Genomic DNA, 25,831 nt, shown 5'->3' on the forward strand with positions numbered 1-25,831 from the left:
CAAAATAGGCAAATCGTCTTTTTCACTCTATCTACTATACACAACAAATAGGCTAAAAGATAATACAAAGCCCCTTTCCCCGTCAAGCAGACAAATTGCCGCCTCATCTCATAACACTGCCTCCTGAAATCTTAAGCGATTCCCCAACAATGTTCCCGGCAGCTTCCGTCAGTAGAAAAGCAATGGTATTCGCCACTTCAGAAGCCGTCGACAAACGTCCGGACGGGATGTCTTTCTTTGCATTTGCCAGTTCATCTTCAAAACTGCTTTGGTTTTTCTGCGCTTTTCTGCGGAGGCTGGTTCTTGCCATTTCGGTGTCTACATAGCCCGGGCAGACAGCATTGACACGTATGCCGTGTTCGATTGCCTCAACCGCCATCGATTGGGTCCAACCGACAACAGCGAACTTGCTGGCCGAGTAAGCCGTGTTGCCATAGGTTCCACGCAACCCCGACAAAGAAGCCAGGTTGACGATGTCCCCTTGTTTTTTCTCCAGCATCTTGCGATATAGTTCCTGCGTCAACAGGAATGTCGAAGTAAAATTCAAGTTCATCATCTCTTCGATGAACGGTTCATCAAGCTCCTCGACCAGCTTCCCTCCTGAAATACCGGCTGAATTCACCAACCCGTTAATAAAGCCCAATTCATTTTCAGCTCGCTTAATAAGAAGCGTTCGATCTTCGGATTTGGTCAGATCGGCTTCCTGCATACAGAGTCTGTCTTCCGGCATCTGTTCAAGCAGTTCGCATTTCAATTTTTCCAGCTTTTTTTTGTTGCGTCCGGTGATGGTGATCCGTGCACCCATCCCAGCAAGTAACTTTGCTGTCTCCATACCGATGCCCCCAGTGGCTCCAGTGATCAATACATGCTTATGAGCTAATGCTTCAGTTGAAAAAATAGTCATGCCGCAGCCTCCTTTAGAATATGCTCCCTCTTTTCCCTCTTGCTTTCGCCCACTAAACATTTTCCGGATCTGCCTTCTTTTACAACCAGCAGCTATCGAGGTTGGGAAAGAGCAGGCATGCAAATCGAGGCCTTTCCTGCATATAATACAAGTAGTCAGTTAATCATCAACAAGGGGTGTCCGGTTATGGAAAAAATTATTCGTCAATTGAATCTTGAGGACCTTCATCATTTGGAAGAAATGGACACCGGCATAGAGGATGACTACATTCTTCGGGTTTATAAGCGGATATCCAACGGTTCCAGCCGTTTATACGGCCTTTTCCTGGATGGCCGACTGGCAAGCATCGGTGGTTATACGATTTTCGCCAAGCAATACATCATGCTCGGCAGAATGCGCAGCGACCTTCGCTATCGCGGAAAAAATTTATCGACGCAATTGATGGCCCATATTATGGAACAGGCCTTTAAGCTTCCCGCCATTCAATGGATTGGTGCAAACACGCAAGAGGAGAATATATCTGCTCGGCGCGTCATGGATAAACTGGGACTTGCAGAAATATCCACACTTTACAGTGCCATTTCATCTGATATTTCTTCGCTTGGAGCTGGCAGCCCTGTCTGGCCGGAAATCACGGAGATTCCCCATAAGCAGGCATGGATCGACCGCTTGTATATCCAAACTGGAGCTGTCTTTCCTTACGAATGCTACTACACATTTCCAGCTTCTGAGGCATTGTTTGAGGATGCCGAGCTCGCACAGTGGTCTTTCTTTGAAAATCCACGCAAGGATCGGGTGCTGATCGCTAAAAAAGATTACAAACGGGATTATTACCTGCATGCCATTTATCCATGGGACGACCTTATGGAGCAGCCGGGTTTCTGGGAAACCGTCTCAATGGCGCAAAATCAATTGAGCAAAAAAGTAAAAACACAGGCCTTGCTCTGGATGGACTTAAGCCCTGACCAAGTCCATACATTACCTGCCCTTCACCCTTTTGAGCTGCCTTCTCCATGGCTGTTGTATGGTATTGACCGCCACAACTGAAAGCAGCTTCCTGCTTTCTCTGGTTCATTCCAAAATCAAAAAGCGAGCCTTCCTTTTTGAAATTCAAAAAGGAAGGCTCGCTTTTCATTTTTAACCACAACACATCGAGAACTTAAACGCTTTCCGTCAATTCGTTTTCACGATCGATTCTCAGCTGCTTCACTTTTAATTGCTCCATTTCAGCTTCTGTCAAAAATTGAACCTTGTAGCCAACCAATGCCATGATGATCCCGATGATCGGAACTGCGTAATTGAGCACCGCATAAGGCGCGTAGGCAAACGGATGGACGGCTAAAGTTGCCAGGATGAAGACACCGCAGGTATTCCATGGAATGAAAGGAGAAGTCAGAGTTCCTCCATCTTCAAGCGCACGTGACAGGTTTTTGGAATGCAAGCCTTTCTCCTGATAGGCCGTGGCGTACATTCTGCCGGGCAGCAGAATGGATATGTACTGCTCTGAAGCTGTCGCGTTTGTGAAGAAAGCGGAGACGATTGTAGCGGCAATCAAGCTGCCGGCTGATTTCGCCACTTTCAAAATTTGTGTGACGATGGCTTTCAGCATGCCGGTATGTTCCAGTACACCGCCGAACACCATCGCAAAAATGGTCAGTGAGACCGTGAACATCATGGAAGCGATGCCTCCCCGGTTAAATAATTCATCGACCATTTCATTATTTGAGACAATTGCAAAACCATCATGGAGCGTATTGACTGCATCCCCTACATTGCCGCCTTGGACAAAAATCTGGCAGATAAAGCCGAGGAACACCCCAACTACCAGGGCGGGCAAAGCCGGCACTTTCAATGCCACAAGTACGACGATGGCAGCAGGCACCAGCAGAAGCCAAGCAGAAATGACAAAATTGCTGTCTAATGCTGCTAAAATGCTTTGGATATTCCCTTCATCAATTGCTGATCCGCCAAATTGGCGGCCAAGGAAAAAGTAGACAACCAAAGCAATGACCAGGCCTGGAACAGTTGTATACAGCATATGCCTGATGTGTTCAAATAGATTTGTGTCGGTAACGCCTGCCGCGAGGTTGGTAGTGTCGGACAGCGGAGACATCTTATCACCAAAATAAGAACCCGATATCACCGCACCTGCCACCATTGCAGCGGGAATTCCCATACTCATGCCGATTCCCATGCCCGCTACCCCGATTGTCCCCATCGTCGACCAGGAACTGCCGATTGCGAGTGCAACGATTCCGCAAATGAGGCAGATCGTCATCAAAAATAGTGACGGCGTAATGATCTGCAGGCCATAGTAAATCATGGTCGCTATAATGCCGCCGCCAATCCATGAGGCAATGATCATGCCGACCACAATAATAATCAGAACAGCAGGCAGAGCCAAGCGGATTCCTTTATAGGCCCCTTCTTCGATTGTTTCCCATTTATAGCCGAGTCGCCAGGCGATAAACCCAGCCACTATAGCACCTAAAGCAAGTGGTACGTGCGGGCTGCCTTCAAAAACGATAATCGTGATCGCCATTGCGGCAATCATCGTGACCAGTGGAATCAGTGCCAGTATAAAAGGTATTTCGATCTCTTGTTGTTTTGTTTTCATCCTATGTAACCCCTTACTTTTATGTATTACTTTTATATTACAGCAAAATTTAAAATAGTCTATCTATATAAGTTGAACTAATAATCTATAATTGAAAACGTTTCAATTACGGAGTTTCAATTACGGATATTCCACAAACCAACTCCGCTTTCCTACGGGCTTGCGCCGAACTAACTCGGGCTAAACGCCCGAGTGGATTTCGACACTTCGCTTGCCCGCGGGAGTCTCCGCTGGTTTGCTCCATATCCTGTTGATCAGTTAGTGAAGACGATTAGAAGAAAGACCGCAAGGCGGTGACTCCTGCGGAAGAACGGAGTGATGAGACCCCGCAGGAGCTTGCGACGAGGAGGCTCAGCGCGTCGTCCGCGGAAAGCATCCGCCTGGAGCGCTTTCTTCGTTTCTCCGCTCTTTTTGAGAATAAAACAGCAGACAATAAAAAATAGCCGCCTTTCTCGAAGGAGCAGCCGCTCCATCATCTCAATAGACTTTCTTCAGGATTCCCATCCAATGCACGATAAATTTCTGCTTCGAAAAACTTACGGCGGTGATCAGCCGATTTTCTTCTGGACAATTCTCCATTATCAAACACCCGGCTGCATAGATAAAATGGAGCTTCCGTGTTTTCCACGACCTGCCATTTGCCATGAAGAGCCTGTTGACTGCCAAAATCCACAAGGAAATTTTGACCTACAGGCAATACCGGGTATTTGCATTCCACTTTGGCTGATGTCGTTTTGTCTGGAGCCTTCTTGAATCTTTCCACACTTAACACTCCTTTATAAGGCTATCCCCCTTTGGAATTCCGGGTCCATTGCTGCCAGCCTCTTCCTCTCTTAAATACCCACCCCCCGGACAGATTCAAACTCCTGATCTGCCAACTCACATTGACACAATACAGACATGACCGCAGGTTTCCTGTTGTCTGATAAGTGGTATTTAAAAGAACAACTACGTTTTGCAGCAAGAAAAAATGGTTCACTGACAAGTGCTTCATTTATATTGATCCGCAAAGCGCCATAACTTGTTCGGAGGTGCGCTATGAAGTTTCTGGAGTATTGGGTCTACCTGTCATTATCGATTTTCAAAATATTTCTGTTCAGCATGTATGCCGGCACTGAATTTCAGGCCAGCTTCTTTGTTCTTAACCTTGCCTCCATCGTCGTCTTGTCGAGCTGGACATTGTTATTGAGCTACAAGAAACGCCGATGGATTTTGTTGACCTTGCTGTTTTTGCATAGCACCCTGCTCATTTCCGACCTTTGGTATTACCGCTACTTTAATGATTTACTGTCCATAGCCCTGCTTTCGGACGTTACCCAGATGAGTGACGTGGGCGGTGGATTCATGACCTTGATCGAAGCGATAGACTTTTTCTTTTTCGCAGATCTGCTGATTTTTTCCCTCACCCTCTTTGCCACTCGTAAGAATCAGGAGCCGGTCAATCAAAAGAAAAAAAGAATGATGGCCGGATCAGGTTTTGTCCTTGGCCTGGCATTGGTTATCATTCCTATCGCAATCAGCTATACAAATGAAGAACAATGGCTCGTCGATGAGCCGATTTCAAATATGCGTGAATACTACCAGCTTGGATTTTGGGGCTATCACGGCTTGGATTTTGTCCAGGGTGTAGGTGCTCTCTTTAAAAACGACAGCGTAACAGCAGAAGAAGAAGCGCGGATCCTGGAGTTGAATCCTGAAACGCCTTCAGCTGTTTCCGACTCGGAAAAACCCAATATCATTGTCGTTCAATTAGAGTCTTTCCAAACCTCTGTGATTGGCCAGCAGGTCAATGGGCAGGAGCTAACCCCCCATTTAAATGCATTGAAAGAAGAGTCGAATTTTTTCCCGTCATTCTATCATCAAACACATGAAGGCCGTACCTCTGATGCCGAGTTTATCACACTGACTTCCCTGCATCCTTTGAAATCCGGTTCCGTATATACACAATACGCTGATAATGAATTTGATGCGTTGCCGGAACTGCTGAAAAACGCTGGCTACGACACGGCAGCCATGCATGCTTTCGAAAAGGATTTCTGGAATCGCGATGATTTCTACAAAAATATAGGCTTTAATCATTTCTTCAGTAAAACAGATTTTCCGGACAATCAGGACATCGGCATGGCTTTGAATGATGAAGATTTCTTTACGACTTCCATCAAGCTTACTGAGCAGCTGAAAGAGCCTTATTTTGCTTTTCTGGTTGCACTTTCAAGCCATACGCCTTATGAAATACCTAAGGAGCTGGAGCAGCTGGATTTGACCGGTTATGAAGATCCTCTGTTGAAAGGCTATTACGAAACCATTCATTATGTAGATGGGGCTGTCGGTGTGATGATTGAAAAGCTGAAACAGAAGGATATGTGGGATGATTCCCTTATCATCTTCTACGGCGACCATGATAGCGGATTGACACAGCCCGACAACGAAATGGCAAAGGAATTGGGTGCTGAAACCGAAGTCGAGTTAGTTGAACTCGATCAGCAGGTACCACTTTTCATTAAAGAACCGAAGATGGAAGAAGGCAGCACTGTCAATAATCCTGGCGGCCAAATTGATATCGCTCCGACCATTCTCGATCTGTTGGACATCAACCCACCCTATATGCTTGGCCAATCCCTTCTGGATGACGACAGCAACCTGACCGTTTTCCGTGACGGAGCTTTCCGTTACGAGGAGTTTTATTTCCAACCTGATTTGACTGCTCCCGGTGGAAGCGGAACGTGCTACGATACCACTTCAGGCGCGGAAGTTGAAATCGGCCAATGCCGAGAACATATCGAAACTGCAGCCGATCAACTCCGTATATCGGATACGATCATCCAGAAAAATGCGCTGCAGCAAATCAATAAAAACAAAAAGTGACAAAAAACCATCTTTGCGTAAAAACGGAGATGGTTTTTTGCGGAAAACCGAGGTGCTTCAATGTCTTTTCTCAGATTCCCACTATATGATGGAGTTATTAAGAGTTGAGCACACTTTTACTGGAAAGGATGATGGCCATGAGAGCGCTGACAAAAAACATACTGCTCCTTGTCCTTCTCGTCGCTTTGAGTGCCTGTTCCGGCAATTCACAGGAAAGCGGCGCTGCCGCCGGCCAACTGAACGATGGTGAACCCGCGCCTGCTTTCGAATTGATGGATCTGGAAGGCAATGAGCAGAATCTCGCGGATTATGCCGGCCAAAAAGTCTATGTGAAGTTTTGGGCTTCCTGGTGTTCAATCTGCTTGTCAGGAATGGAAGAGTTGAATACATTAGCCGGTGAAGAAACGGATTTTGCAGTCCTGACCATTGTATCTCCCGATTCGAATGCTGAAAAGAGTACAGAATCATTCACGAAATGGTTCGAAGGGTTTCCAAATGCCGAAAACATAGCTGTGCTATTGGATGAAGGCGGCATTTTCTTCGAAAAATACGGCATCATCGGCTATCCAACTTCCGTCTATATCGGTTCAGATGGAACACTCGTCAAAAGTCAGACTGGCCATTTCAGCAATGAAGAAATCAAAGCAAGCTTCGAGACGATAAAATAACAAAACGTGTTTTCCTTCGCCTTTTGGCACAGGAAAACACGTTTTGTTATAAGAATTCATTTCAGACAATCAAACCCATCACAATAAATAAAATCCTATTCCCATAATGAGGTAAGCAGCCAGGAGGGTTAGACCTTCAAACCAGTTCGACTCGCCGTCATTCATGACATTGATTGCCAGAAACACAGCCGTAATCATCGCCACCAGTTCAGAAATCGTGAAGACCAGCGGCATCTGCTGTGGCATGAAAAGGGAAATCAGCACCAGAATGGGCGCAACGAACATGGCGATCTGCAAAGTCGAGCCGATGGCGATTTCCACCGCCACATCCATCTTGTTCTTCATCGCCATGATAAGTGCCGAAGCATGCTCAGCGGCATTCCCGACGATTGCGACAATAATGACTCCAATGAACAGTTCAGACCAGCCGAACTCTTCCCCCACTTCTTCAAATGTATGGACCAGATTTTCAGAGACATACGCTACGATCAATGTGGCAAGGAGCAGGATGATGAGTGCTTTCTTCTTCGGCCATTCCGGTTCTTCGTGTTCAGTTTCCTGTGCTGCGTCTGCATGGCTGTAAACGCCCCGGTGTGTAACCAGCTTGAAGAACAAGCCCGCCAAATACAAAAGAATCAGGATAATTGAGATGCCGACACTCAATTGGATGGTCTCCGTTTCATTCATGGTCATCGAAAAAATTTCCGGGATTACAAATGCCACGACAACTGCAAAAATCAGCAAGCCGGAATTATGGGTGGCGTCATGGACATTGAACATTTGCCGCTTGAATTTGATGCCGCCGAGGAAAAACGACAATCCTCCAACCAGAAGCAAATTCCCCAATACCGAACCGGTCAAGGAAGCCAATACCACTCCAATCAACCCTGCCTGCAGAGCAAAAATAGAGATGATCAATTCCACTGCGTTCCCGAAGGTTGCATTGAGCAGTCCACCGATGCGCGGACCGCTGACGATTGCCAGGCTTTCTGTCGCTCTTCCCATAAAACTGGATAATGCAACTACGCTTACGGAACAAATGAAGAACATGGCAATGCTTGGCCAATCCATAAAAGAACCGATCACCGTCAAAGGCACACCGACTGCCACTAAAATGCCAAATACCCGATTCATAAAATCCCTTCTTTTCATTTTGATAATAATGGATACCCAGTTTTTTTAATTTCTTAACATGACAAAAAACACGCCCCACCACTCAATGGCTGGACGTGTTTCAAATCAATTTTTTAGGAATCCTTCTTTCATGAAAGAAGGGTTCGGATAGCGGTAGAAGCCTTCACCGGTTTCTCTTCCAAGCTTCCCTTTGTCCAAGTATTCCGATTTCAGCATGTGAGCCAATTCCACAAACTTTGGATTGCCGGTGGCTGCCGCCTTCGCCTGGACAATATTGTGGGCTGTATTGATGCCGACCACATCCAAAATAGCGAAAGGGCCAAGCGGCGCCCCTGTTGCGATCATCCAGGTCTTATCGACGGTCTCAACGTCCGCGACCTTTTTGACCAGCAGCAGTTCAGCGGCTTCCAGGAAAGGCACCAACAGTGAATTCAAGATATAGCCAGGCTGTTCCTTATAAAGAGGCAATGCTACCATGCCAATCGCTTCGGCAAATTTGATCATGTCCTCAAAAACTTGATCAGCTGTTCCCGGATGTTTCATAATTTCAGCAGTATTGTTGATGCGGATTGTATTGGCAAAATGCAAAGCCAGGAATTTTTCCGAACGCCCTGTCGCTTCTGCAAACTGGCTTGGCAGCAGCGTCGAGGAATTAGTCGCAAATACTGTCTTCTCAGGAGCTGATTTGCCCAGTTCTGTATAGAAAGCCGTTTTAATGTCCGCTACTTCAGGAATCGCTTCAATCACTAAATCTGCATCAGCAACCGCTTCGGCCAGATCGGTATGGAAAGACAGACGGCCATAAGCGGCGTCCACTTCCGTTTCACTCACGCCAAAGTCATTGCGGTAGTTTTTCTTCAACTTGGCCAATCGTTTTTTCGAGCTCTCAATCGCTTCTTCGTTGAGATCGTATATCGTTACATCAAATCCTTTATATGCTGTTTGGTAGGCAATCTGGCTCCCTAATACACCACTGCCCGCAACCGTTATTTTCTTGTAATCCATCATCATTCTCCTTTATATCCGATTCGTTTCATGCTTTGACAATAGCTTCCGCTAAAACCCAGTCAAGGAACTGTGCGCCTTACTTATTGAAAAAAGGGATTCTTGTCCGCACTGTTCTATACAACGGCCCAAGTAATTTCCGCAGTGCATGGACTGGCGGCAGCGGACTTCTGCTGTGCCACTGAATCCATTCCAATGCAATCAGGCTCAAAATCAGCCAGATGGAACCAGCAATATAACCGGCAAGGACGTCGCTCGGAAAATGGGCTCCCAAGTAGATCCGGCTGCTGCCGATCAAAAAGATGAGGAGGCTCAGAACAGTCAAAGTCAGCCCTTGAACCCATGCCTTCTGATGCGTCCGGATAACAAGGTACATCACAAAACCATAGAAAATCAAGGAGCCCATTGAATGGCCGCTCGGAAAACTGTAGCCGATTGCATCAATTTCAGCATTGATGCTTGGACGCTCCCTTACGTACAGATTCTTCAACAGCAATGTTAAGAGCGAGCCGCCCCCTACTGCAATAATGAAAAAGAGAATCCCCCATTTATCTTTCAATTTAACTCCCAATACTGCCAGAACAATAATCGATAAGCCCGTCAAAAACCAGGCTGAACCCATCTCGGTGAAGATGAACATCACCGTATCCATCGTCTCTCCAGCTCCCGCTTCAAGTAGGCTGATGATGAAACGATCAAACAGACCGAATTCCTTTTCCATCACTTCTTCCGCCAATTCGGCAAATAACACAATAAAAAGTGCCGCAACGCCCAGCCCGCCAAGCAATAGCAAAAATGCCAGGCCAGCTATTTTTTCATTTTTCTCCATCCTATCGCTCCCACCTACCTACTGCAGATATGTTCTCTTTACCCTTCTCTTTCAAAGATTATGTAAAAAAACCAATTATGTGGAACCAATAATTTGTTAGACACGCGGCACCGTGGTATTTTTACTAGAAGAAAAGTAAATAACTCAGGAGCTGATTTTTTTGGAACAACTAACTGGAAAGATAGCCATCATTACCGGTGCCAACAGTGGGATCGGCCTGGAAGCTGCTAAAGTGTTCGCCGATCGCGGCGCACAGATCATCATGGCCGTACGCGATACAGCAAAAGGCGAGGCAGCCCGTGATTTAATCCTTACTACGTATAACAAGGCAGCGATAAATGTGATGAAACTGGATTTGGCAGACCTTGAAAGCGTCCGGACATTCGCGGATAACGTTAAGAGCCAATACGATTCACTCGATTTGCTGATCAACAATGCCGGTGTCATGACCCCGCCTTATTCAAAGACGAAGGATGGATTTGAATTGCAGTTCGGCAGCAATCATCTCGGCCATTTTGCGTTGACCGGCCTGTTGTTGCCCCTGCTGAAAAAAACACCCGGTTCGCGTGTCGTCTCCCTCAGCAGCCTGGCCCATAAAGGAGCATCCATCGATTTTGATAATCTCGATGGCACAAAAGGCTATAAGCCGATGAAGTTCTACAGCCAAAGCAAACTGGCCAATCTGCTGTTTGCCCAGGAGTTGGACAAGCGCTTTAAGCAAAATGGCCTTCAGACACTGAGTCTTGCCTGCCATCCTGGAATTTCCGCGACCAACCTCTTTAAGTTCGGTAAACGCGATGCCCCACGATTGCTCAAGACAGTGATGCATAATTTCCTGCAGCCACCTGATATGGGTGCTTTGCCGACCATCTATGCGGCAACAGAGCCGCAATTGCAAGGCGGCGAATATATCGGCCCGGACGGCAAAGGCCAACGCAAGGGCTATCCGACGCTGGACACGCCTCACGCTTCTGCGGGTGATGAAGAAGTATCCAAAAAACTCTGGGAAGTATCGGAACAATTGACCAGTGTAAAGTTTGATTTTGCCAATGCCACAGCCCAATAAACAAGCCGCTTTCATGTTCATCCATGAAAGCGGCTTTTCCTATTCATCAGAGAGCGATTACTCCGGCAGCACAATTGGATAATGCTTATTGAGAAACTCCTCAATCACTGTGCGATGGCTTCCGACCATTTTTTCCGGCAGTTCTTCTGAAGCAAAGAACTTGAAGCTCAATGATTCTTTTTTGTCGACGGTCAATTCACCTCGGTATTCAGTGGAATAATAAGCGAGCGTCACCACATAGAACTCATCGCCGTTTTCGGCTACCACAAAATGCTGTGGGCCAGAATAGACATTGATCAGTTTGAGTTCTTCAATCGTCAATCCTGTCTCTTCCATAACTTCCCGTTTTGCTGTGTCCTCTGTGGATTCCCCAAGTTCCATCAGTCCGCCCGGAAGACCCCACAAATCCTTTGGGAATTTCCGCTCTTCAAGCAGCAAGCGGCCATCTTCATCGACAATCACTACTACCGCCCCGACAAGTATCAGCGGACGATGACCGACAATTGCCCGCAACTCTTCTATATAACCCATTTTGCCATAACCCCTTATCTTTTAACGTTTATTGTAAAGTAAAACTTTAACCGCGCATCCTCTTTCGGAATCCCCACACGGCAGTTCCGAAGATAACCGCTGTATAGGCGATTACCCATACCAACGGCGTAAGAACCGCGCGGTAGTCTCCGGCAAAGACAGCTCTTGAAGCGTCCACGGCATGGGCAAACGGCAGCAGATAAGCGACTGTTTCGAAAATGCCGCCAATCATGTCTAGCTCAAACCAAGTTCCGCTCAGCCAGGTCGTGATATTGACAAAAATTGCAAACATCGCCCCCACTTGGCGGTCGGTGAAAAAGGTTCCGAAGAACAGGCCGAATGCGATATAGAGAAGTGAAATGATCACCAGTACGCCGAAAGCTGGGATTGCATCATATGTGATTGGCATGCCCAGCAGCAGTGCCGTTCCATAACAGGCAGCCATCTGGATGAACGCTACCGGCAGCAGCGGCAGCGCGTAGCCGATCAGATAATCGATTGCAGTCATCGGAGAAGAAAAAATCCTCATCAAAAAGGAACTGCTTTTATCGCGGCCAATCAGCATGCCAGTAAACAGCGTAATGAACGAAAAACTGAACACGATGATTGCAGGAGCAAGCTTGCGCAGCGTAAAGAGATCAAAAGGCATATTCTCAGCCATCATCGAAAACAGCCACAGCATCAACAGCGGCAGAATCATGCCGAACAGCAATGTCATCGGATCCCGTAAAATCTCTTTGCGGTTGCGCTGTGCAAATGTCAGAGCCCTCATCCGGTTCCCTCCTCTGCGGTAAGCTGAAGAAAGACATCCTGGAGTTTGGCTTGTCCGGTCTGTTTCCGTAATTCGTCCAAGGTACCGAGGGCGCGCAGCCTGCCTTTATGCATAATGCCGATGCGATCCGCCAGCGCCTCCACTTCCTCCAAATAATGCGTCGTCAGAATGATGGTGATCTGCCCTTTCAAATCCAGCAGAATCTGCCACAAATCCAATCGTGCACGGACATCCAGGCCAACTGTAGGCTCATCCAGAAAAATGATTTCCGGCTCTGAAATCATTGCCATCGCAATGCTTAAGCGGCGCTCCAATCCGCCTGACAACGTCCTGCCTTTGCTTTTGGCCCGATCCTTCAGATCAAACTTGTCCATCAGCTGTTCCGCTTTCTGTTCTGCTTCCTTTTTGTCGCTGCCATAGATCCTGGCAATGAACTCGAGGTTTTCCTTGACGGAAAGGTTACGCGCTACTGCTGTTTCCTGCGGTGAGATATTCAATTTCTTTTTCACTGCCTGCGGATTTTCGGAAATGCTATCCCCCAGCATGATGGCATCTCCACTCGTCGGCTCCATCAGACAGCTCAGTAATTTGATGGTTGTGGTTTTCCCCGCTCCGTTTTCACCCAAGAGCGCAAAAAACTCCCCTTGTCCGATTGTCAGCGATAGATGATCTACGGCAACCCGATCTTTGAATGTTTTGGTCAATTCTTTAATCGCTATTTCCATGAATCCTCCAACGCCTCCTTTTCTCCATTCTAACGCCATTTGAAGCTGATGGATAATAAAGCAACAAGCCATCGTACAGATATGTTAAAGCGAATAAAATATTTATAAAACCGTTGAAAATTTGTGGTATTTTTTTGTTATTAGTAATATAATTTAATCATAAACAATGAACTGAAATTTCATGCGGCCGCATAGAATATGTTCATTTATAGCTTTGCTGGATTTGTCTGTGCTGTTTTTAAAATTGTTGGGACGTACACAAATCTATCAATCAAAAGGAGAAAAAGAAGATGAAGAAGCTGTTTATGATCTTATTTGCAGTTGTACTCGTATTTGGTTTTGCCTCCAGCTCATTGGCTGGCGGCAAAGACGACAGCCATGTAACGAAAACGGTGACGTTTGAAAAAGGCATCACCACCATTGTAACGACAACAGTTGATGTGAGCCATGATAAAGAGGTAGAGGTAAAAAAATCCACCGATACTTCAACAGTCAAGAAATCCAAGAAAGATGTTTCTGAAAAAGTCGACGTGGTAATAACCAAAGAACAACATCCAAAAAATCATAAATTGTACCGGGATGTCAAAACCGAAACCACTTATAAGATCATTAAAGTCACCACATGGGATGAAGTGACAAAAACAACAAAAATCAAAACAATCACCACTCCTGTCAAAATCATCAAAACCACTGTCCATACACTCAAACACAGAGGAGCGCCAGGTAGCAATGGCAAAGTGATCAGCGATGAAACCAAGGTTGATACTGAGAAAAAATACGGTAAGCCGGAAGTGAAAGTGACGACCAAAAAACAGGTTTCCAAAGAAAATGTCAAAACTTCCACAACTAAAAAAGTCATTGACGTCAAAGTGACTTACGGCGAGTGGGAAAAACACCATTAAAATCAAAAGCAGACTTTCCATCAAGCAATTGATGGAAAGTCCGCTTTTTTATCTGTCAAAATTCCAATCGAGCCAAAGAAACGATAAAATAAGCCTTACAGATTCCAGACTGACTGGCATAATGGAAATGGAGGGAGTGATTTTTTGCTTACAGGAAAAACAGCCATCATCACGGGCGGCAACAGCGGGATCGGCTTTGAAACAGCAAAGGGTTTGCTGCAGATGGACACAAACATCATCCTGGCTGTGCGCAATACGGTAAAAGGTGAAGCCGCACGTGCCGCATTGCTCAACCTCTATCCCTCATCTCAGATTGGCGTCATGCAGCTGGATTTAGCGGATCTTGAGAGTATTAGATATTTCGCAGAAGAATTCAAAAATTCCTATGACAAACTTCATCTCTTGATTAATAATGCAGGCCTCATGGCACCTCCCTATGCTAAAACAAAAGACGGTTTTGAAATGCAGTTCGGCAGTAATCATCTTGGCCATTTTGCATTGACCGGTCTGCTTCTGCCGGTATTGGCAAAAACGCCGAATTCACGTGTTGTGACCATCAGCAGCCGGGCACATAGCCGCGGTTCCATCAACTTCACTAATCTCGATGGGTCAAAAGGTTATCAGGCAAAGAAATTCTATAACCAAAGCAAGCTTGCCAATCTCTACTTTGCGCTGGAACTTGACAAGCGGTTGAAAGAGCATGGCCTTGAGACGATCAGCATCGCCTGCCATCCCGGCGTTTCTGCCACCAATATATTCAAACTGGGCAAGTGGGAAATCCCGGCTCCATTTAAACGCCTTGCCAACCTTTTCCTTCAGCCACCCGATATGGGTGCGTTGTCGACATTATACGCTGCGACCGAACCGGATTTGACAGGTAGCGAATATATCGGTCCTCACGGCCAGTTCCAGCGAAAAGGCTTTCCGGCACTTGGCACCCCACACGCCAATGCGACAGACCAGAATATCTCCCGACAGCTTTGGGAAGTATCGGAAAGCTTGACGACTGTCCTTTATCCCTTCGAATCTTCTTTACAGGAATGATCCAACCAATCTCAGCTGTTTATTCACAGGCAACTGCCTGGGATTTTTGCCGTCCAAAAAATTTTCGCACCAAGACATATTGTTTATTCCTAAGGGAATACTTAAGGGACAAGTATGAATATCACACGTTACATCACTTTTCATCAATGGAGGAATTTTTAGCATGAGTAAAAAAAGCGTTAATGTTGGCGGAATAGAACTCAAGTGGGATTTGGAAACAGGAGAAGCTCTTTTTGAAGGTGGAGATGTTGTCCTTTTTTGGACGACCGCCATGGAAACCTTCTTTGACACAATCAAAGATATTTCAGGTATAGAAGCGACGCAACTTGTGTTGGAAACAACCGGATTTCGCCAAGGGGTTATCGTAGGTGAAGGCTTCAAAGACATGAAGCAGATTGATACATCAAATGTTGTTGAGTGGATTTCCAATACATACGCTCCTGCCGGATGGGGAAAAGTCGAGATCATTGACATGGATGCTGAAAAAAACACCTTTACGCTGCATATACAGAACGATTGGGAATATAAAATGAACCTGCTGAAAAACAAGGACACAGAAGGCATCTTCGTCCCTTCGCATTATGCAGGGGTATTGACGGGTTTGTTCGGCATCAATTTCTGGTATAAAATCATCCAGTACCAAAAAGAAGATACTCCTTACAGCATCGTCGAGTATTTCCCTTCCGACGTGACAGTCCAGCAAAATATCCATGAATTGTCCCGGAAGCAGGAAGGTGACCAAATCCGTAAGTTGGAAGCTTTAGTCGATGAACACACAAAATCTTTGCAGAGTTTAGTGAAGGAACTCTCCTCTCCAATCATCCCAGTACTCGAAGGCATTATCGTAGTACCGATGATCGGCAGCTATGATGAACAGCGGACAGAGGATTTGATTTTTAAAACCCTGAGCGAATTGCCAAAACATAAAGCCAATTTCCTGCTGATTGATCTGACCGGGTTAAACCAGCACATTACCGAGCATACCGCTTCCCTGATCGATAAGCTGGGCGCTTCCGCCAGGCTTCTTGGAACAGAAGTCATCCTTGTCGGCATTTCACCTGAACTGGCAATCATCATTGCGCAATCCCAAAACAGCCTGAAGACTTTTGAATCCTTGCAGAGCCTGCAGCACGGAATCTATTATGCGCTCGGCCGAAGCGGACGGAAGATTGTCTGAAACATCGGCCCGGGTTCCAGCGAAATAGCGCTTCTTCTGAGAGACATTTCCTCCAAAAAAGAATATACTAATTCCTGTCTGTTTTATTAGCATGGATAGGATAGCCATTGTTTCGCTCAATGGTTAATGGAGGAGATCACTTGAACGCAAAAGCTTTTTCACTCGCGTTATTTTCTGTTTTAATATGGGGGTCTTCCTTCGCAGCCATTCGGGTCGGGCTGCAGGGCGGCTATGATGCGGGACAAAACGTACTGGTCCGCTTCCTGATTGCTTCGGCTCTGTTCCTCATATATGCACTATGGCCGGGAACGAAATTCCGCATGCCCCGTAAAGGCGACATTCTCCGGATCCTGATACTGGGATGGATCGGCATCAGTGTCTACCATATCTTCGTCACCTTTGGAATGGAGACCATTTCTGCTGGTACAGCCGGTATGCTCGTCGGTTCCGGTCCGATCTTTACAGCGTTGATCGCTGCATTTTTCTTGAAGGAACGCTTGAGCAGCCTTGGCTGGATGGGTCTTGGCATCGGTTTTATCGGCATTCTCTTTATCGCCTTCGGATCGGCTGGCGCTTCGCTGACACTGACAAACGGGGCTTTGCTGGTGTTGGTCGCTGCATTTGCTTCAGCTCTTTTCTTTGTTTTCCAAAAGCCGCTGTTGACGCATTACTCCGCAATCGAACTGACCGCCTACTTTACATGGGCCGGTACTTTGCCGTTCCTCCTCTTTTCTCCTGGTCTGTTCAGCGCGATGCAGTCTGCGACCTTGGAAGCCCATCTGGCGACACTGTATGTTGGCGTATTTCCGGCCGCAATTGCCTATGTGACATGGGCAACCGCCTTGTCGCTCGCCAACGCCAGCTCTGTCTCGAGCCTGATTTATCTGGAGCCGGCTGTGGCAATTGTCGTTGCCTGGATGTGGCTGCATGAACTGCCGACTCCCTTGTCGCTCATTGGTGGTGTCATCGCCATCGCCGGGGTTATGATCGTCAATGTTCTAGGCAGAAAACATCGTGTACTTTCCGGAAAAACTGCAGAATCGTCCTTATAAAAAACAGCGTCACCTGAAATTACTTCAGGTGGCGCTGTTTTTTTTTTGAAAAAGTTCTACCCATTGCAGCATTATTCCTCTACTCGGAACCAGCCCGGTGCATTGGTCACCATATTCCACAAGTTCTCTGGAATATCCAACTGTTCTTTTTTGCTCAAGTGGATCGCCTGGAAGATTTCTTCGTCCCGGCTCTGTTTAACTTTCGCCAGCCAATCCGGATCCATGATCAATGCATGGCCAAGCGATACCAGCGGTGTGATTTCCAATGCTTCCTTCACTTGCTTCAGCGTCTGCAGACCGCCGACTCCAATGACCGGCACACGATTGCCGATATGCTGCTGAATCATTTCCACGCGTGACCGGTTGTCTTCTTCGCGGATCGATCCTCCAAAAAATCTGCCGACGGATGCATGGATATAGTCGATGCCCTGGTCAGCGATGGCGTTCAGGAACTCTAATGTATCATCCATCGTGATCCCTGGCTCTTCGCGTTCTTCCGGGCTGATGCGGTAGCCGACCACAAATGGTTTATCGGCATGTTCAGCAACCGCTTCCTGGATTGATCGAATGACCGCAAGCGGAAACGCCATGCGCGCGGTGACATCGCCTCCCCATTTATCAGTGCGGACATTGGAATGCGGCGAGAAGAATTGCTGGATCAAATAGGTATTGGCACCATGGATTTCGATGCCATCAAAACCGGCCTCGATCGCACGTCTTGTCGCTTCTCCGAATGCCGCAATCGTTGCTTCGATTTCTTCTTCCGTCATTTCACGTGGAATTGCTGCATTGGGGCGCGGTGCCGGCACAGCGCTCGGTGCAACCGGCTGCTCGCCTTTCAGCAGCTCTTCATTCGACATGCGGCCTGCATGGTAGAGCTGCAGAATCGCTTTAGCGCCGCCTTCTTGAATGGATGCAGCCAAACGGGTCAGGCTGCCGATCCGTTCATCGCTGTCAGCACCTAAAGGATCAGAAAATCCGACACCAAGCGGTTCGACATGTGCACAGGCTGTAATGACAGCACCCAGTCCGCTTTCGGCACGTCGCTTGTAATAAGTCAATTCATCCTCTGTAACATCGCCATTCGGATCTGAAGACGAAGTCGTCATCGGGGCCATCAAAACCCGATTTTTCAAAGTCAGGCCAGATGTGAATGTGAACGGTTCAAATATATTTTGTGTTGTAAGGGTCATATAAATTCCTCCTTGACTATCTCTTTACCCATCAGAAGGCGCCGGCAAGCCTGACGTCTCCATTACTATCATCGTAACCGATAGCCAGGCAAAAGGAGACGCATCTGCTTGGCAGCAACAGAAGTTCAGTCTTTTGGCTGATAGGTAAAAGCCGTCCGGCGACTGAATGTCTGTCCTGACGGCTACGTATCTTTTATTCATTTAACGATGCTGTAATAGACACGTGAGGTAAGACGATAAATTAACCAGTAAATGGCCGCAAATGCGACGACCACGCCGACGAATGACAACAGCCACGTGACTTCGTTTGTCACGCCGAAAATCAGCAGCAGCTTTTGGACAATCGGATAAGCGAAAATGACATGGATTGTGGCGATGCCAATCGGCAAGAAGAACATCCAGACAATCTGGGAACGTGTGGAATCCTGGATCATTTCCTTGTCCAGTCCGACCTTTTGCATAATCTGGAATTTTTCCCGGTCGTCAAATCCTTCAGAAACCTGTTTGAAATACGTGATCAGTACAGTGCCGATGGTAAACAAGAAACCCAGAAAGATTCCTAGGAACAGGAAACCACCGTTCATGCCATACCATTCCTCACGTTGGAGCAGACGGGATTCATAAAGGTTTTGGCTGCCACTCTTAAGGCCATATTCTTCATTTAACTGTTCTGCGAACACTTTTTTCTGATCTTCCGTGCCTTTGGTATTCCAGCCGAGTACTGCATCAATAGTCAAGTAGCTTCTTTCCGGGAACTGCTCTGTAAAGTTTGCATGGATATCCGCAAGGTGTGAGATATCCGGTACTACAATGGCCATCGATTCGCTTAAATCCATGTCCTCACTAAATTCATTTTCGATTTCAGCAAGCCGGTACGTCTTGTCACCAATCGTCAGCTCCCTTTCCTCATAAGCTCCCGAATGGTAATACAATGCCTGATCATCGGCCAAAGAATAGGAGTTGCCGGTCATCTGATTGAAATCCTCCAGCGGCAGTATATTCAATTGAATGACTTCATCCGGTTCAGACAGTTTTTCATCAAGAATCATTTCGCTTCCGTTTAAAGCACCAAATAAAGCTTCATAACGGTAGCTCTTGATTTCCGTCGTTTCCAAATTCATTGATTTCTCTATTTTCCTAATCTCATCCTGAAGCTCAAAAAAACGTGCATTCATTTCATCAATATCGTCGACTTTACCAAAAAGGGTCATATTATTTTCATAAGGGTAGCGGTTCTCCAGAGCTTCTTCTGACCCAACAAAAATCGTCACCGTCGTTGAAACCGAAATGATGACCATGGTCGCCAGGATACAGATATTTGCAAGCCCTACGGCATTCTGCTTCATGCGGTACAGCATTCCCGAGATGGAGATGAAAGCGCCGGGACGGTAGTAAACCTGCTGGTTCCGCTTTAAGGATTTCAGGATGAAAATCGATCCGGAGATGAAGAATAGGTAGGTACCGATGATGACCAGCAGCACTGCCAGAAAAAACTTCGTCATGGCTTCAAGCGGATCCGGAATCGTCACGGAAATCCCATAGCCCCAGGCCAAAAAACCAAGTGACAAGATAAACAGGATGATTGAGCCTTTCGGTTCCTTTTCACCTTCCTGCTTGCCTTTCAGCAATTTGATCGGATTGGCAAAAGTGAATTGGCTGACATTATAAAGAAACGTCATGCCGAAAATCAGCAGGAATAACCCCGTTGTCGCCAAAACGATCAAGCCTGACGTCGAATACGCGATGTCCACAGGCAACCTGACCAAATAATTCAGCAGCATGAAGAACAGCCTTCCGAAGATCAGTCCACCAACCAGCCCTGCTGCAATACTCAAAAAACTTGTAAAGAGCGTTTCAAAAAACAGAAGTTTCGCTATATGCTTTTTTTCCAGCCCTAAAATGCCGTATAGGCCGATTTCCTTTTTTCTGCGTTTAATCAGGAAACTGTTTGTATAAAGAATGAAAATAACCGAAAAGATTCCGATCACCACCGTACCGAGCATAAACAGTGGGGACAGGGAACTTGAGCGATCCTGGACGAATTCATTGGTCAAAAGTGAAGCCATCAAGTAAAACATCATGATGATGGTGCTCGAAGACAATAGATACGGAATGTATAATTGTTTGTTCGATTTGATATTGCGTAGCGCCAACGAAGAGAAAAAACGGTTATTCATCCTGCTCACCCCGACTGGACAAGACCTTCAAGGACTTCGAAATGCGATCCATGAACTGATCAGCAGGTGCATCGCCCCGGTAGATCTCATGGTAAACCGCTCCATCGCGGATAAACAGAATGCGGTTGGAAAAACTTGCCGCACGGGCACTATGTGTCACCATTAAAATGGTTTGTCCGCTTTCGTTGATGCCTGTCAGGATTTCCATCAGGTTCTGTGAAGCTTTTGAATCGAGCGCTCCCGTCGGTTCATCGGCCAAAATGATTTTCGGCTGAGTGATCAAGGCGCGCGCCACAGCGACCCGCTGCTTCTGCCCACCCGATACTTCATAAGGGAATTTATCGATGTGGGCTTCAATCCCAAGATTCTTCACAATCGGCAGCAGCCGTGCTTCCATCTCTGCAACCGGCGTTTTCGACAGCACCAGCGGCAGCAGGATATTGTCGCGAATCGAAAAGTTGTCCAAAAGATTGAAATCCTGAAAGACAAAGCCAAGTGTATTTCTGCGGAATGCGGAAATCTCCTTATCTTTGATTTTCGATAACGGTTTGCCATCCAGGAAAACTTCTCCCGATGTCGCATCGTCCAAAGTGGATATGATGTTCAGCAGCGTGGTCTTGCCTGACCCTGATTCCCCCATGATGGAAACGAACTCGCCTTCCTCTATTGAAAAATTGACGGTTGTCAGTGCTTCTGTCTGCTGATTTGAAAATTTCGCCGTATATACTTTCTTCAAGTTCTTGATTTCTAATAAGGTCATTGCCAACCCCTCCTTGCTTTTAATCATACGGCAGGATCGAACCGGCTGCCTGTACCTATCCTTACAAACAGAAAGGCAATCTTACGGTTTCGTAAGATTGCTTGGGAAAAGCCACTTTTATATCCGAGAGGTGGTGGAGAAATCATTCTAGCCAGACGCTATCAGGTCCTCTATTCAATCGAACAACTGCAATTCGTCACGCGACATGTCAATGGCGACACGTGTCCCTTTGCCAGGCTTTGAGTCGATCGCCAACCGGTGTCCGAGGCGCTGGCAGATTTTTTTACTGAGAAACAGGCCGAGACCTGTCGATTTTTCATGAAGCCGGCCGTTCATGCCGGAATAGCCTTTATTGAAGATCTTCGGAAGGTCCTCTGAATGGATGCCCAAGCCCGTGTCTTCGATGATCAATGTTTCTGCGCTGTCCGGATCGCAGTAAATGGAGATTGAACCTTCCGGTGTATACTTCAAGCTATTCGACAAAATCTGCTCCAGCAAATTCTGCAGCCATTGGCCATCGGACAGCACGTTCATTTCGAGTGGCTGGTAATCAAGCCGAATGCCTTTGTAGATGAACAGAATGGAATATTTCTTGATCGCTTTTTTAACGACTTCATCCAGATCGACAAGGGATAATTCCATTGCCGCACCGGGTTCTTCCAGCTTGATGTAATTGAGCGCCATATGCGTATAATCTTCGAGTCTCACCAGTTCCTGTGAAATCTGCTTTGCTTCTTTTGCCCGCGAGCTTTGCGTCAGGAGGCTGATGGCAGAAATCGGCGTCTTGATCTGATGGAGCCACAATGTGAAATAATCCAGCTGGTCGGTCTGCCGTTCTGCATGCAGATTATCGGATTCCCGCAGCTGTCCAAGCAAAGACTCTATTTTTTCTATGTAGAGCTGGTCTAAGGAACCGGAACTTGTTTGAATCTCTTCGAGGCGTGAGGCATTCACCAGCTCCAGATCGCGGATCAGCTTGTAGCGTTTGGCATACGTGAAGTAATCGACAACCAAATAAATCAGCAGCAGAAATGCTGCCACCTGCAGGCTGTAGAAAAACAAAGTCAGCGGGAGTCTTCCTAAGACATAGACTACTCCAAAAATGACGCTCATGCCGATGAACAAAAACAGCTGTGGCCGGATCGACAGCAGAAAGCTCTGATACAAAGCGCCTCTTGAACCTTTATGCATGGGCCGCCTCCTTATTGAGTGCATAGCCGATATTCTTTTTGGTCAGGATAAAATCCACAAGCCCTGCCTTCGCCAGTTTTTTCCGCAGCCGCGCAATATTGACGGCCAATGTATTGTCATCGATGAATGACTCGTCTTCCCACAGCTTGACCATGATTTCTTCCCGAGTCACATAGTCGCCTTTTTGCAGGAACAAGAGCTCCATGATCTTCAGTTCTGTTCGGGTCAAATCCACTTCCTGCTCCCCGGCGAACAACTTTGATTCACCTGGCTTCAGAAGTGTCTGGTTAAAGTTCAAGAAATTATCCGATTCCTTGAAATCGTAGGTCCGTCTGAGGAGCGCCTGCGTTTTGGCGACCGCGACCGTCAAATCGAAAGGCTTGGAAATAAAATCGTCCGCCCCCATTTGGATGGCCATGACGATGTCCATATTTTCATTGCGCGAAGAAATGAAAATGATCGGCACCTGCGACACTTTCCGGATTTCCTGGCACCAGTAATAGCCGTTGAAAGACGGCAGCTGGATATCCAATAACACAAGCTGAGGGGCGTGGGCCTTGAATTCTTCCAGCACACGGCTGAAATCATCGACCAGAACAGCTTCATAATTCCATTTTTCCAGCTCTTCTTTCAGTATGCCGGCGATCGTCAAATCGTCTTCCACAATCATGATTTTGAACATCTTATCATTCCAATCTTTTAATCTGCATAGAATAATCGATTCCGTCTATCCCTCTTCCCAGTTTAGCGAAGTTTCTTCCTGGCCACCATCAAAAACAAACCACCCTGGATTGTGGATGCAGTCTCACAATGGAAGGTGGTTCGCTCAGTAAAGGGCTATTGCTTGGTTTTCATGTATTCGTGATAGCCTTGTTTGAAGAAGCCATACCACTCGTCGATTTCTTCCTGCGGCGCGGCATTCAGCGCTTCCAATACATGTTTTCCAAATTCCAAAAATGCCGAGCCGTTGGCGGTGATGAGTTGTCCACTCCGGACAGCTTGCTGGTGAAGATAGCCAACTTCGTTGCTGTACTGATCACCTGCTGTTTCCTTCAGATCTTCCAAGTAGTTGCTGGTATGCGGGATTTCGTTTAACAGGCCATTTCTTCCGAGGAATACCGTCGCGTCACAAATCGCTCCGACTACAACTTCTTTTTCGATGGCTTTTCCGACAAGTTCCATGATCCGTTTGCTGTCTTCTTTTCGCCAGGAATTTCCACCAATCAGAATCAGTCCAGCGTACTCATCAGGTACATCATCCACGCCATAATCGGGCAGTACCGTAAAGCCGCCGATCGATTTGACCGGATCCTTCGTCAACGACACGGTCTTGACATCGAACCTTTGCCCTTCTCCTTCCGGTTCTTCGTTCAGCGCCGCAGCCAGGGAAGCCGCTTCCCAGTCCGCATACTCATCCAAAAGCACGAACAAAACTTTTTGATTGCTCATCTTTTTTCCTCCTCCCGTTTGAATACTTACTTTTCTGTTAACTGGATTATATCATAGGCAAATCACTCGAACAGCTGTGACATGATTGCCCGACAGAGAGGGTATAATAAGAGTACATCCTACTGAAAAAAGGAGAATTCGATCATGCATAAAAAAGAACTAACCCATACCGGATGGCAGTTGGATAACAGCTATTCACGCCTGCCAGATATTTTCCACAGCAAAATTACGCTCAACCCGGTGCGTTCACCTAAACTGGTTGTATTAAATGAAGCATTGGCGGAAACGCTCGGGCTGGACCCTTCTGAATTGACGGAAGAAGACGGCGTTGCTATTCTTGCCGGCAACCAGGTTCCAGAAGGCAGCTTCCCCCTTGCCCAGGCTTACGCTGGACATCAATTCGGCAATTTCACGATGCTGGGCGACGGCCGGGCCTTATTGGTGGGCGAACAACTGACGCCTGATGGCAAGCGCTTGGATATCCAATTGAAGGGTTCCGGGAGAACGCCCTATTCCCGCGGCGGCGATGGCCGGGCAGCGCTTCGTCCCATGCTCCGCGAATACCTGATCAGTGAAGCGATGCATGGTCTCGGCATCCCGACTACCCGCAGCCTTGCCGTTGTCGAAACAGGGGAGACGGTCCGCCGCGAAACTGCGCTTCCGGGGGCTGTCATGACTCGCGTCGCCGACAGCCACCTGCGCGTCGGCACGTTCCAGTACGCTGCACGATTTGGTACAAAAGAAGAGTTGAAAGCCTTGGCTGACTACGCATTGGAACGCCATTTCCCCCATGTCCAGAACAATTCAACTCCTTATCTGGCACTGTTTCAGGAAGTCATCAAGCGACAGGCCTCATTGCTTGCCAAATGGCAGCTGGCTGGATTTATTCACGGGGTCATGAATACCGACAATATGGCCATAAGCGGCGAAACGATAGACTACGGGCCTTGCGCATTCATGGACAGCTTTGATCCGAAGACGGTCTTCAGTTCAATTGATGCTCAGGGACGCTATGCTTACGGCAACCAACCGATGATTGCCGGATGGAACCTGGCCCGTTTTGCAGAAAGTTTGTTACCTTTGCTGCACGAGACTCCGGAAGAAGCCGTCAGCATGGCACAAGACGAACTCACCAATTACATTGAGCAATTCCAGAGCCACTGGCTTGCGGGCATGCGTGGAAAACTCGGGCTCTTCAATGAAGAAGCTGAAGACTCTACGCTGGTGGAAGAGCTGCTCAATCTGATGCACGCACACGATGCCGATTACACCAACACATTTCGTGCTTTGACATTCGATAAGCTCCAGGGCGGCGAACTGTTCGATGCACAGGAATTTAAGGAATGGCACCGCTCCTGGCAAGCACGGCTGGATCGCCAGGAAGAATCGCCGGAAGAGAGCCATCAATTGATGCGCCGCAGCAATCCGGCACTCATCCCCCGCAACCATCGGGTAGAGGAAGCTTTGGCAGCAGCTGAATTCCAGGGTGATTACAGCGTGCTGCACCGGTTGCTTGCGGTTCTCGCCGACCCATATGCCCACTCTCCAGAACAAGAGGCATACGCTGAACCACCCGAGCCGACAAGCGGCCCTTACCAGACGTTTTGCGGGACATGATTTATCGATATAAAGGCATCTCAATCAGTTAAAAATTTCTTTTTGTAGTTTCGTCTTTATATTGTTACAATATTCAGTGAAAGAGGTTCTTTGCATTAAATTTTTTAAAACGAAGTGATTACTTACCAAAAAATTTATCTAAGGAGCTGGGAT

The 25,831-nt window shown here is 47.1% G+C and carries 24 protein-coding genes; 9 read left to right on the forward strand and 15 right to left on the reverse strand.

The window, feature by feature from the left end; translation table 11 throughout:
- Nucleotides 1-103: 103 nt before the first annotated feature.
- Nucleotides 104-904, reverse strand: a complete 801-nt coding sequence (locus ACRC6Q_RS11865; RefSeq protein ID WP_431466598.1) for an SDR family NAD(P)-dependent oxidoreductase — start codon at nucleotides 902-904, stop codon at nucleotides 104-106.
- 186 nt (nucleotides 905-1,090) lie between these two features.
- Here ACRC6Q_RS11865 and ACRC6Q_RS11870 point away from each other — a divergent pair, with 186 nt between their 5' ends.
- Nucleotides 1,091-1,951, forward strand: a complete 861-nt coding sequence (locus ACRC6Q_RS11870) for a GNAT family N-acetyltransferase (RefSeq protein ID WP_223635706.1) — start codon at nucleotides 1,091-1,093, stop codon at nucleotides 1,949-1,951.
- Nucleotides 1,952-2,063: 112 nt separating this feature from the next.
- Here the strand turns inward: ACRC6Q_RS11870 and nhaC are convergent, their stop codons facing one another.
- Nucleotides 2,064-3,521, reverse strand: coding sequence for a Na+/H+ antiporter NhaC (gene nhaC / locus ACRC6Q_RS11875; RefSeq protein ID WP_431466599.1), 1,458 nt, complete (start codon nucleotides 3,519-3,521; stop codon nucleotides 2,064-2,066).
- A 472-nt stretch (nucleotides 3,522-3,993) separates the two neighbouring features.
- Nucleotides 3,994-4,284, reverse strand: a complete 291-nt coding sequence (locus tag ACRC6Q_RS11880) for a hypothetical protein (RefSeq protein WP_431466600.1) — start codon at nucleotides 4,282-4,284, stop codon at nucleotides 3,994-3,996.
- A gap of 275 nt (nucleotides 4,285-4,559) precedes the next feature.
- On the opposite strand from ACRC6Q_RS11880, the gene ACRC6Q_RS11885 reads away from it, so the two are divergent.
- Entirely contained in the window at nucleotides 4,560-6,386 is a 1,827-nt protein-coding gene (locus ACRC6Q_RS11885) for an LTA synthase family protein (RefSeq protein WP_431466601.1), read from the forward strand.
- A gap of 137 nt (nucleotides 6,387-6,523) precedes the next feature.
- Nucleotides 6,524-7,054 carry a TlpA family protein disulfide reductase gene (locus ACRC6Q_RS11890; protein WP_223635695.1) on the forward strand — a complete coding sequence of 177 codons (531 nt, stop codon included), beginning with the start codon at nucleotides 6,524-6,526 and terminating at the stop codon, nucleotides 7,052-7,054.
- A gap of 78 nt (nucleotides 7,055-7,132) precedes the next feature.
- Here ACRC6Q_RS11890 and cax read toward each other — a convergent pair whose 3' ends face one another.
- From cax to ACRC6Q_RS11905, 3 genes are all read right to left on the reverse strand, one after another.
- The gene (gene cax, locus ACRC6Q_RS11895) at nucleotides 7,133-8,188 is read right to left on the reverse strand and encodes a calcium/proton exchanger (RefSeq protein WP_223635693.1); all 1,056 of its coding nucleotides are present in this window, start codon (nucleotides 8,186-8,188) and stop codon (nucleotides 7,133-7,135) included.
- Between the two features lie 105 nt (nucleotides 8,189-8,293).
- Nucleotides 8,294-9,193, reverse strand: a complete 900-nt coding sequence (locus ACRC6Q_RS11900; protein ID WP_223635691.1) for a 3-hydroxyacyl-CoA dehydrogenase — start codon at nucleotides 9,191-9,193, stop codon at nucleotides 8,294-8,296.
- A 79-nt stretch (nucleotides 9,194-9,272) separates the two neighbouring features.
- Entirely contained in the window at nucleotides 9,273-10,022 is a 750-nt protein-coding gene (locus ACRC6Q_RS11905; RefSeq protein WP_223635689.1) for a phosphatase PAP2 family protein, read from the reverse strand.
- Between the two features lie 160 nt (nucleotides 10,023-10,182).
- On the opposite strand from ACRC6Q_RS11905, the gene ACRC6Q_RS11910 reads away from it, so the two are divergent.
- Nucleotides 10,183-11,088, forward strand: a complete 906-nt coding sequence (locus ACRC6Q_RS11910) for an oxidoreductase (RefSeq protein ID WP_223635687.1) — start codon at nucleotides 10,183-10,185, stop codon at nucleotides 11,086-11,088.
- Nucleotides 11,089-11,145: 57 nt separating this feature from the next.
- Here the strand turns inward: ACRC6Q_RS11910 and ACRC6Q_RS11915 are convergent, their stop codons facing one another.
- Genes ACRC6Q_RS11915 through ACRC6Q_RS11925 form a run of 3 tightly spaced genes read right to left on the reverse strand, consistent with a single transcriptional unit; the run spans nucleotide 11,146 to nucleotide 13,116 of the window.
- On the reverse strand, nucleotides 11,146-11,619 hold the full coding sequence (locus ACRC6Q_RS11915) for an NUDIX hydrolase (RefSeq protein ID WP_431466602.1): 474 nt from the start codon (nucleotides 11,617-11,619) through the stop codon (nucleotides 11,146-11,148).
- 46 nt (nucleotides 11,620-11,665) lie between these two features.
- Complete coding sequence (locus tag ACRC6Q_RS11920; protein WP_223635683.1) at nucleotides 11,666-12,391, reverse strand: ABC transporter permease; 726 nt, start codon at nucleotides 12,389-12,391, stop codon at nucleotides 11,666-11,668.
- Nucleotides 12,388-13,116, reverse strand: coding sequence for an ABC transporter ATP-binding protein (locus ACRC6Q_RS11925; RefSeq protein WP_431466603.1), 729 nt, complete (start codon nucleotides 13,114-13,116; stop codon nucleotides 12,388-12,390). Before ACRC6Q_RS11925 ends, ACRC6Q_RS11920 begins: the two co-directional genes overlap by 4 nt.
- A 290-nt stretch (nucleotides 13,117-13,406) precedes the next feature.
- Between ACRC6Q_RS11925 and ACRC6Q_RS11930 the strand changes: the two genes are divergently transcribed.
- From ACRC6Q_RS11930 to ACRC6Q_RS11945, 4 genes are all read left to right on the forward strand, one after another.
- Nucleotides 13,407-14,018 (forward strand): hypothetical protein, encoded by a 612-nt coding sequence (locus ACRC6Q_RS11930; protein ID WP_223635679.1) that lies wholly within the window; start codon nucleotides 13,407-13,409, stop codon nucleotides 14,016-14,018.
- A 144-nt stretch (nucleotides 14,019-14,162) separates the two neighbouring features.
- A complete protein-coding gene (locus ACRC6Q_RS11935) occupies nucleotides 14,163-15,062 on the forward strand; it encodes an oxidoreductase (RefSeq protein WP_431466604.1) in 900 nt (299 codons plus the stop codon).
- A gap of 163 nt (nucleotides 15,063-15,225) precedes the next feature.
- Entirely contained in the window at nucleotides 15,226-16,239 is a 1,014-nt protein-coding gene (locus tag ACRC6Q_RS11940; RefSeq protein ID WP_223635671.1) for an STAS domain-containing protein, read from the forward strand.
- Nucleotides 16,240-16,379: 140 nt separating this feature from the next.
- The gene (locus ACRC6Q_RS11945; RefSeq protein WP_223635668.1) at nucleotides 16,380-17,291 is read left to right on the forward strand and encodes a DMT family transporter; all 912 of its coding nucleotides are present in this window, start codon (nucleotides 16,380-16,382) and stop codon (nucleotides 17,289-17,291) included.
- 71 nt (nucleotides 17,292-17,362) lie between these two features.
- On the opposite strand, the gene ACRC6Q_RS11950 is transcribed toward ACRC6Q_RS11945, so the two are convergent.
- The 6 genes from ACRC6Q_RS11950 to ACRC6Q_RS11975 form a co-directional block, all read right to left on the reverse strand.
- Nucleotides 17,363-18,484: an NADH-dependent flavin oxidoreductase gene (locus ACRC6Q_RS11950; RefSeq protein WP_223635665.1), complete on the reverse strand. Its 1,122-nt coding sequence runs from the start codon at nucleotides 18,482-18,484 to the stop codon at nucleotides 17,363-17,365.
- 197 nt (nucleotides 18,485-18,681) lie between these two features.
- Nucleotides 18,682-20,661: an FtsX-like permease family protein gene (locus tag ACRC6Q_RS11955; RefSeq protein ID WP_223635662.1), complete on the reverse strand. Its 1,980-nt coding sequence runs from the start codon at nucleotides 20,659-20,661 to the stop codon at nucleotides 18,682-18,684.
- The gene (locus ACRC6Q_RS11960; protein WP_431466605.1) at nucleotides 20,654-21,421 is read right to left on the reverse strand and encodes an ABC transporter ATP-binding protein; all 768 of its coding nucleotides are present in this window, start codon (nucleotides 21,419-21,421) and stop codon (nucleotides 20,654-20,656) included. Before ACRC6Q_RS11960 ends, ACRC6Q_RS11955 begins: the two co-directional genes overlap by 8 nt.
- Before the next feature lie 174 nt (nucleotides 21,422-21,595).
- Entirely contained in the window at nucleotides 21,596-22,612 is a 1,017-nt protein-coding gene (locus tag ACRC6Q_RS11965) for a sensor histidine kinase (RefSeq protein ID WP_431466606.1), read from the reverse strand.
- Nucleotides 22,605-23,294: a response regulator transcription factor gene (locus ACRC6Q_RS11970; RefSeq protein WP_431466607.1), complete on the reverse strand. Its 690-nt coding sequence runs from the start codon at nucleotides 23,292-23,294 to the stop codon at nucleotides 22,605-22,607. The genes ACRC6Q_RS11965 and ACRC6Q_RS11970 overlap by 8 nt, the downstream gene beginning before the upstream one ends.
- 155 nt (nucleotides 23,295-23,449) lie before the next feature.
- Nucleotides 23,450-24,061 (reverse strand): type 1 glutamine amidotransferase family protein, encoded by a 612-nt coding sequence (locus ACRC6Q_RS11975; RefSeq protein ID WP_223635650.1) that lies wholly within the window; start codon nucleotides 24,059-24,061, stop codon nucleotides 23,450-23,452.
- 141 nt (nucleotides 24,062-24,202) lie between these two features.
- Between ACRC6Q_RS11975 and ACRC6Q_RS11980 the strand changes: the two genes are divergently transcribed.
- Entirely contained in the window at nucleotides 24,203-25,678 is a 1,476-nt protein-coding gene (locus tag ACRC6Q_RS11980; protein WP_431466795.1) for a protein adenylyltransferase SelO, read from the forward strand.
- The last annotated feature ends 153 nt before the right edge of the window (nucleotides 25,679-25,831 follow it).

The sequence above is a fragment of the Planococcus sp. SE5232 genome (assembly GCF_050686535.1).
Lineage (GTDB): Bacteria > Bacillota > Bacilli > Bacillales_A > Planococcaceae > Planococcus.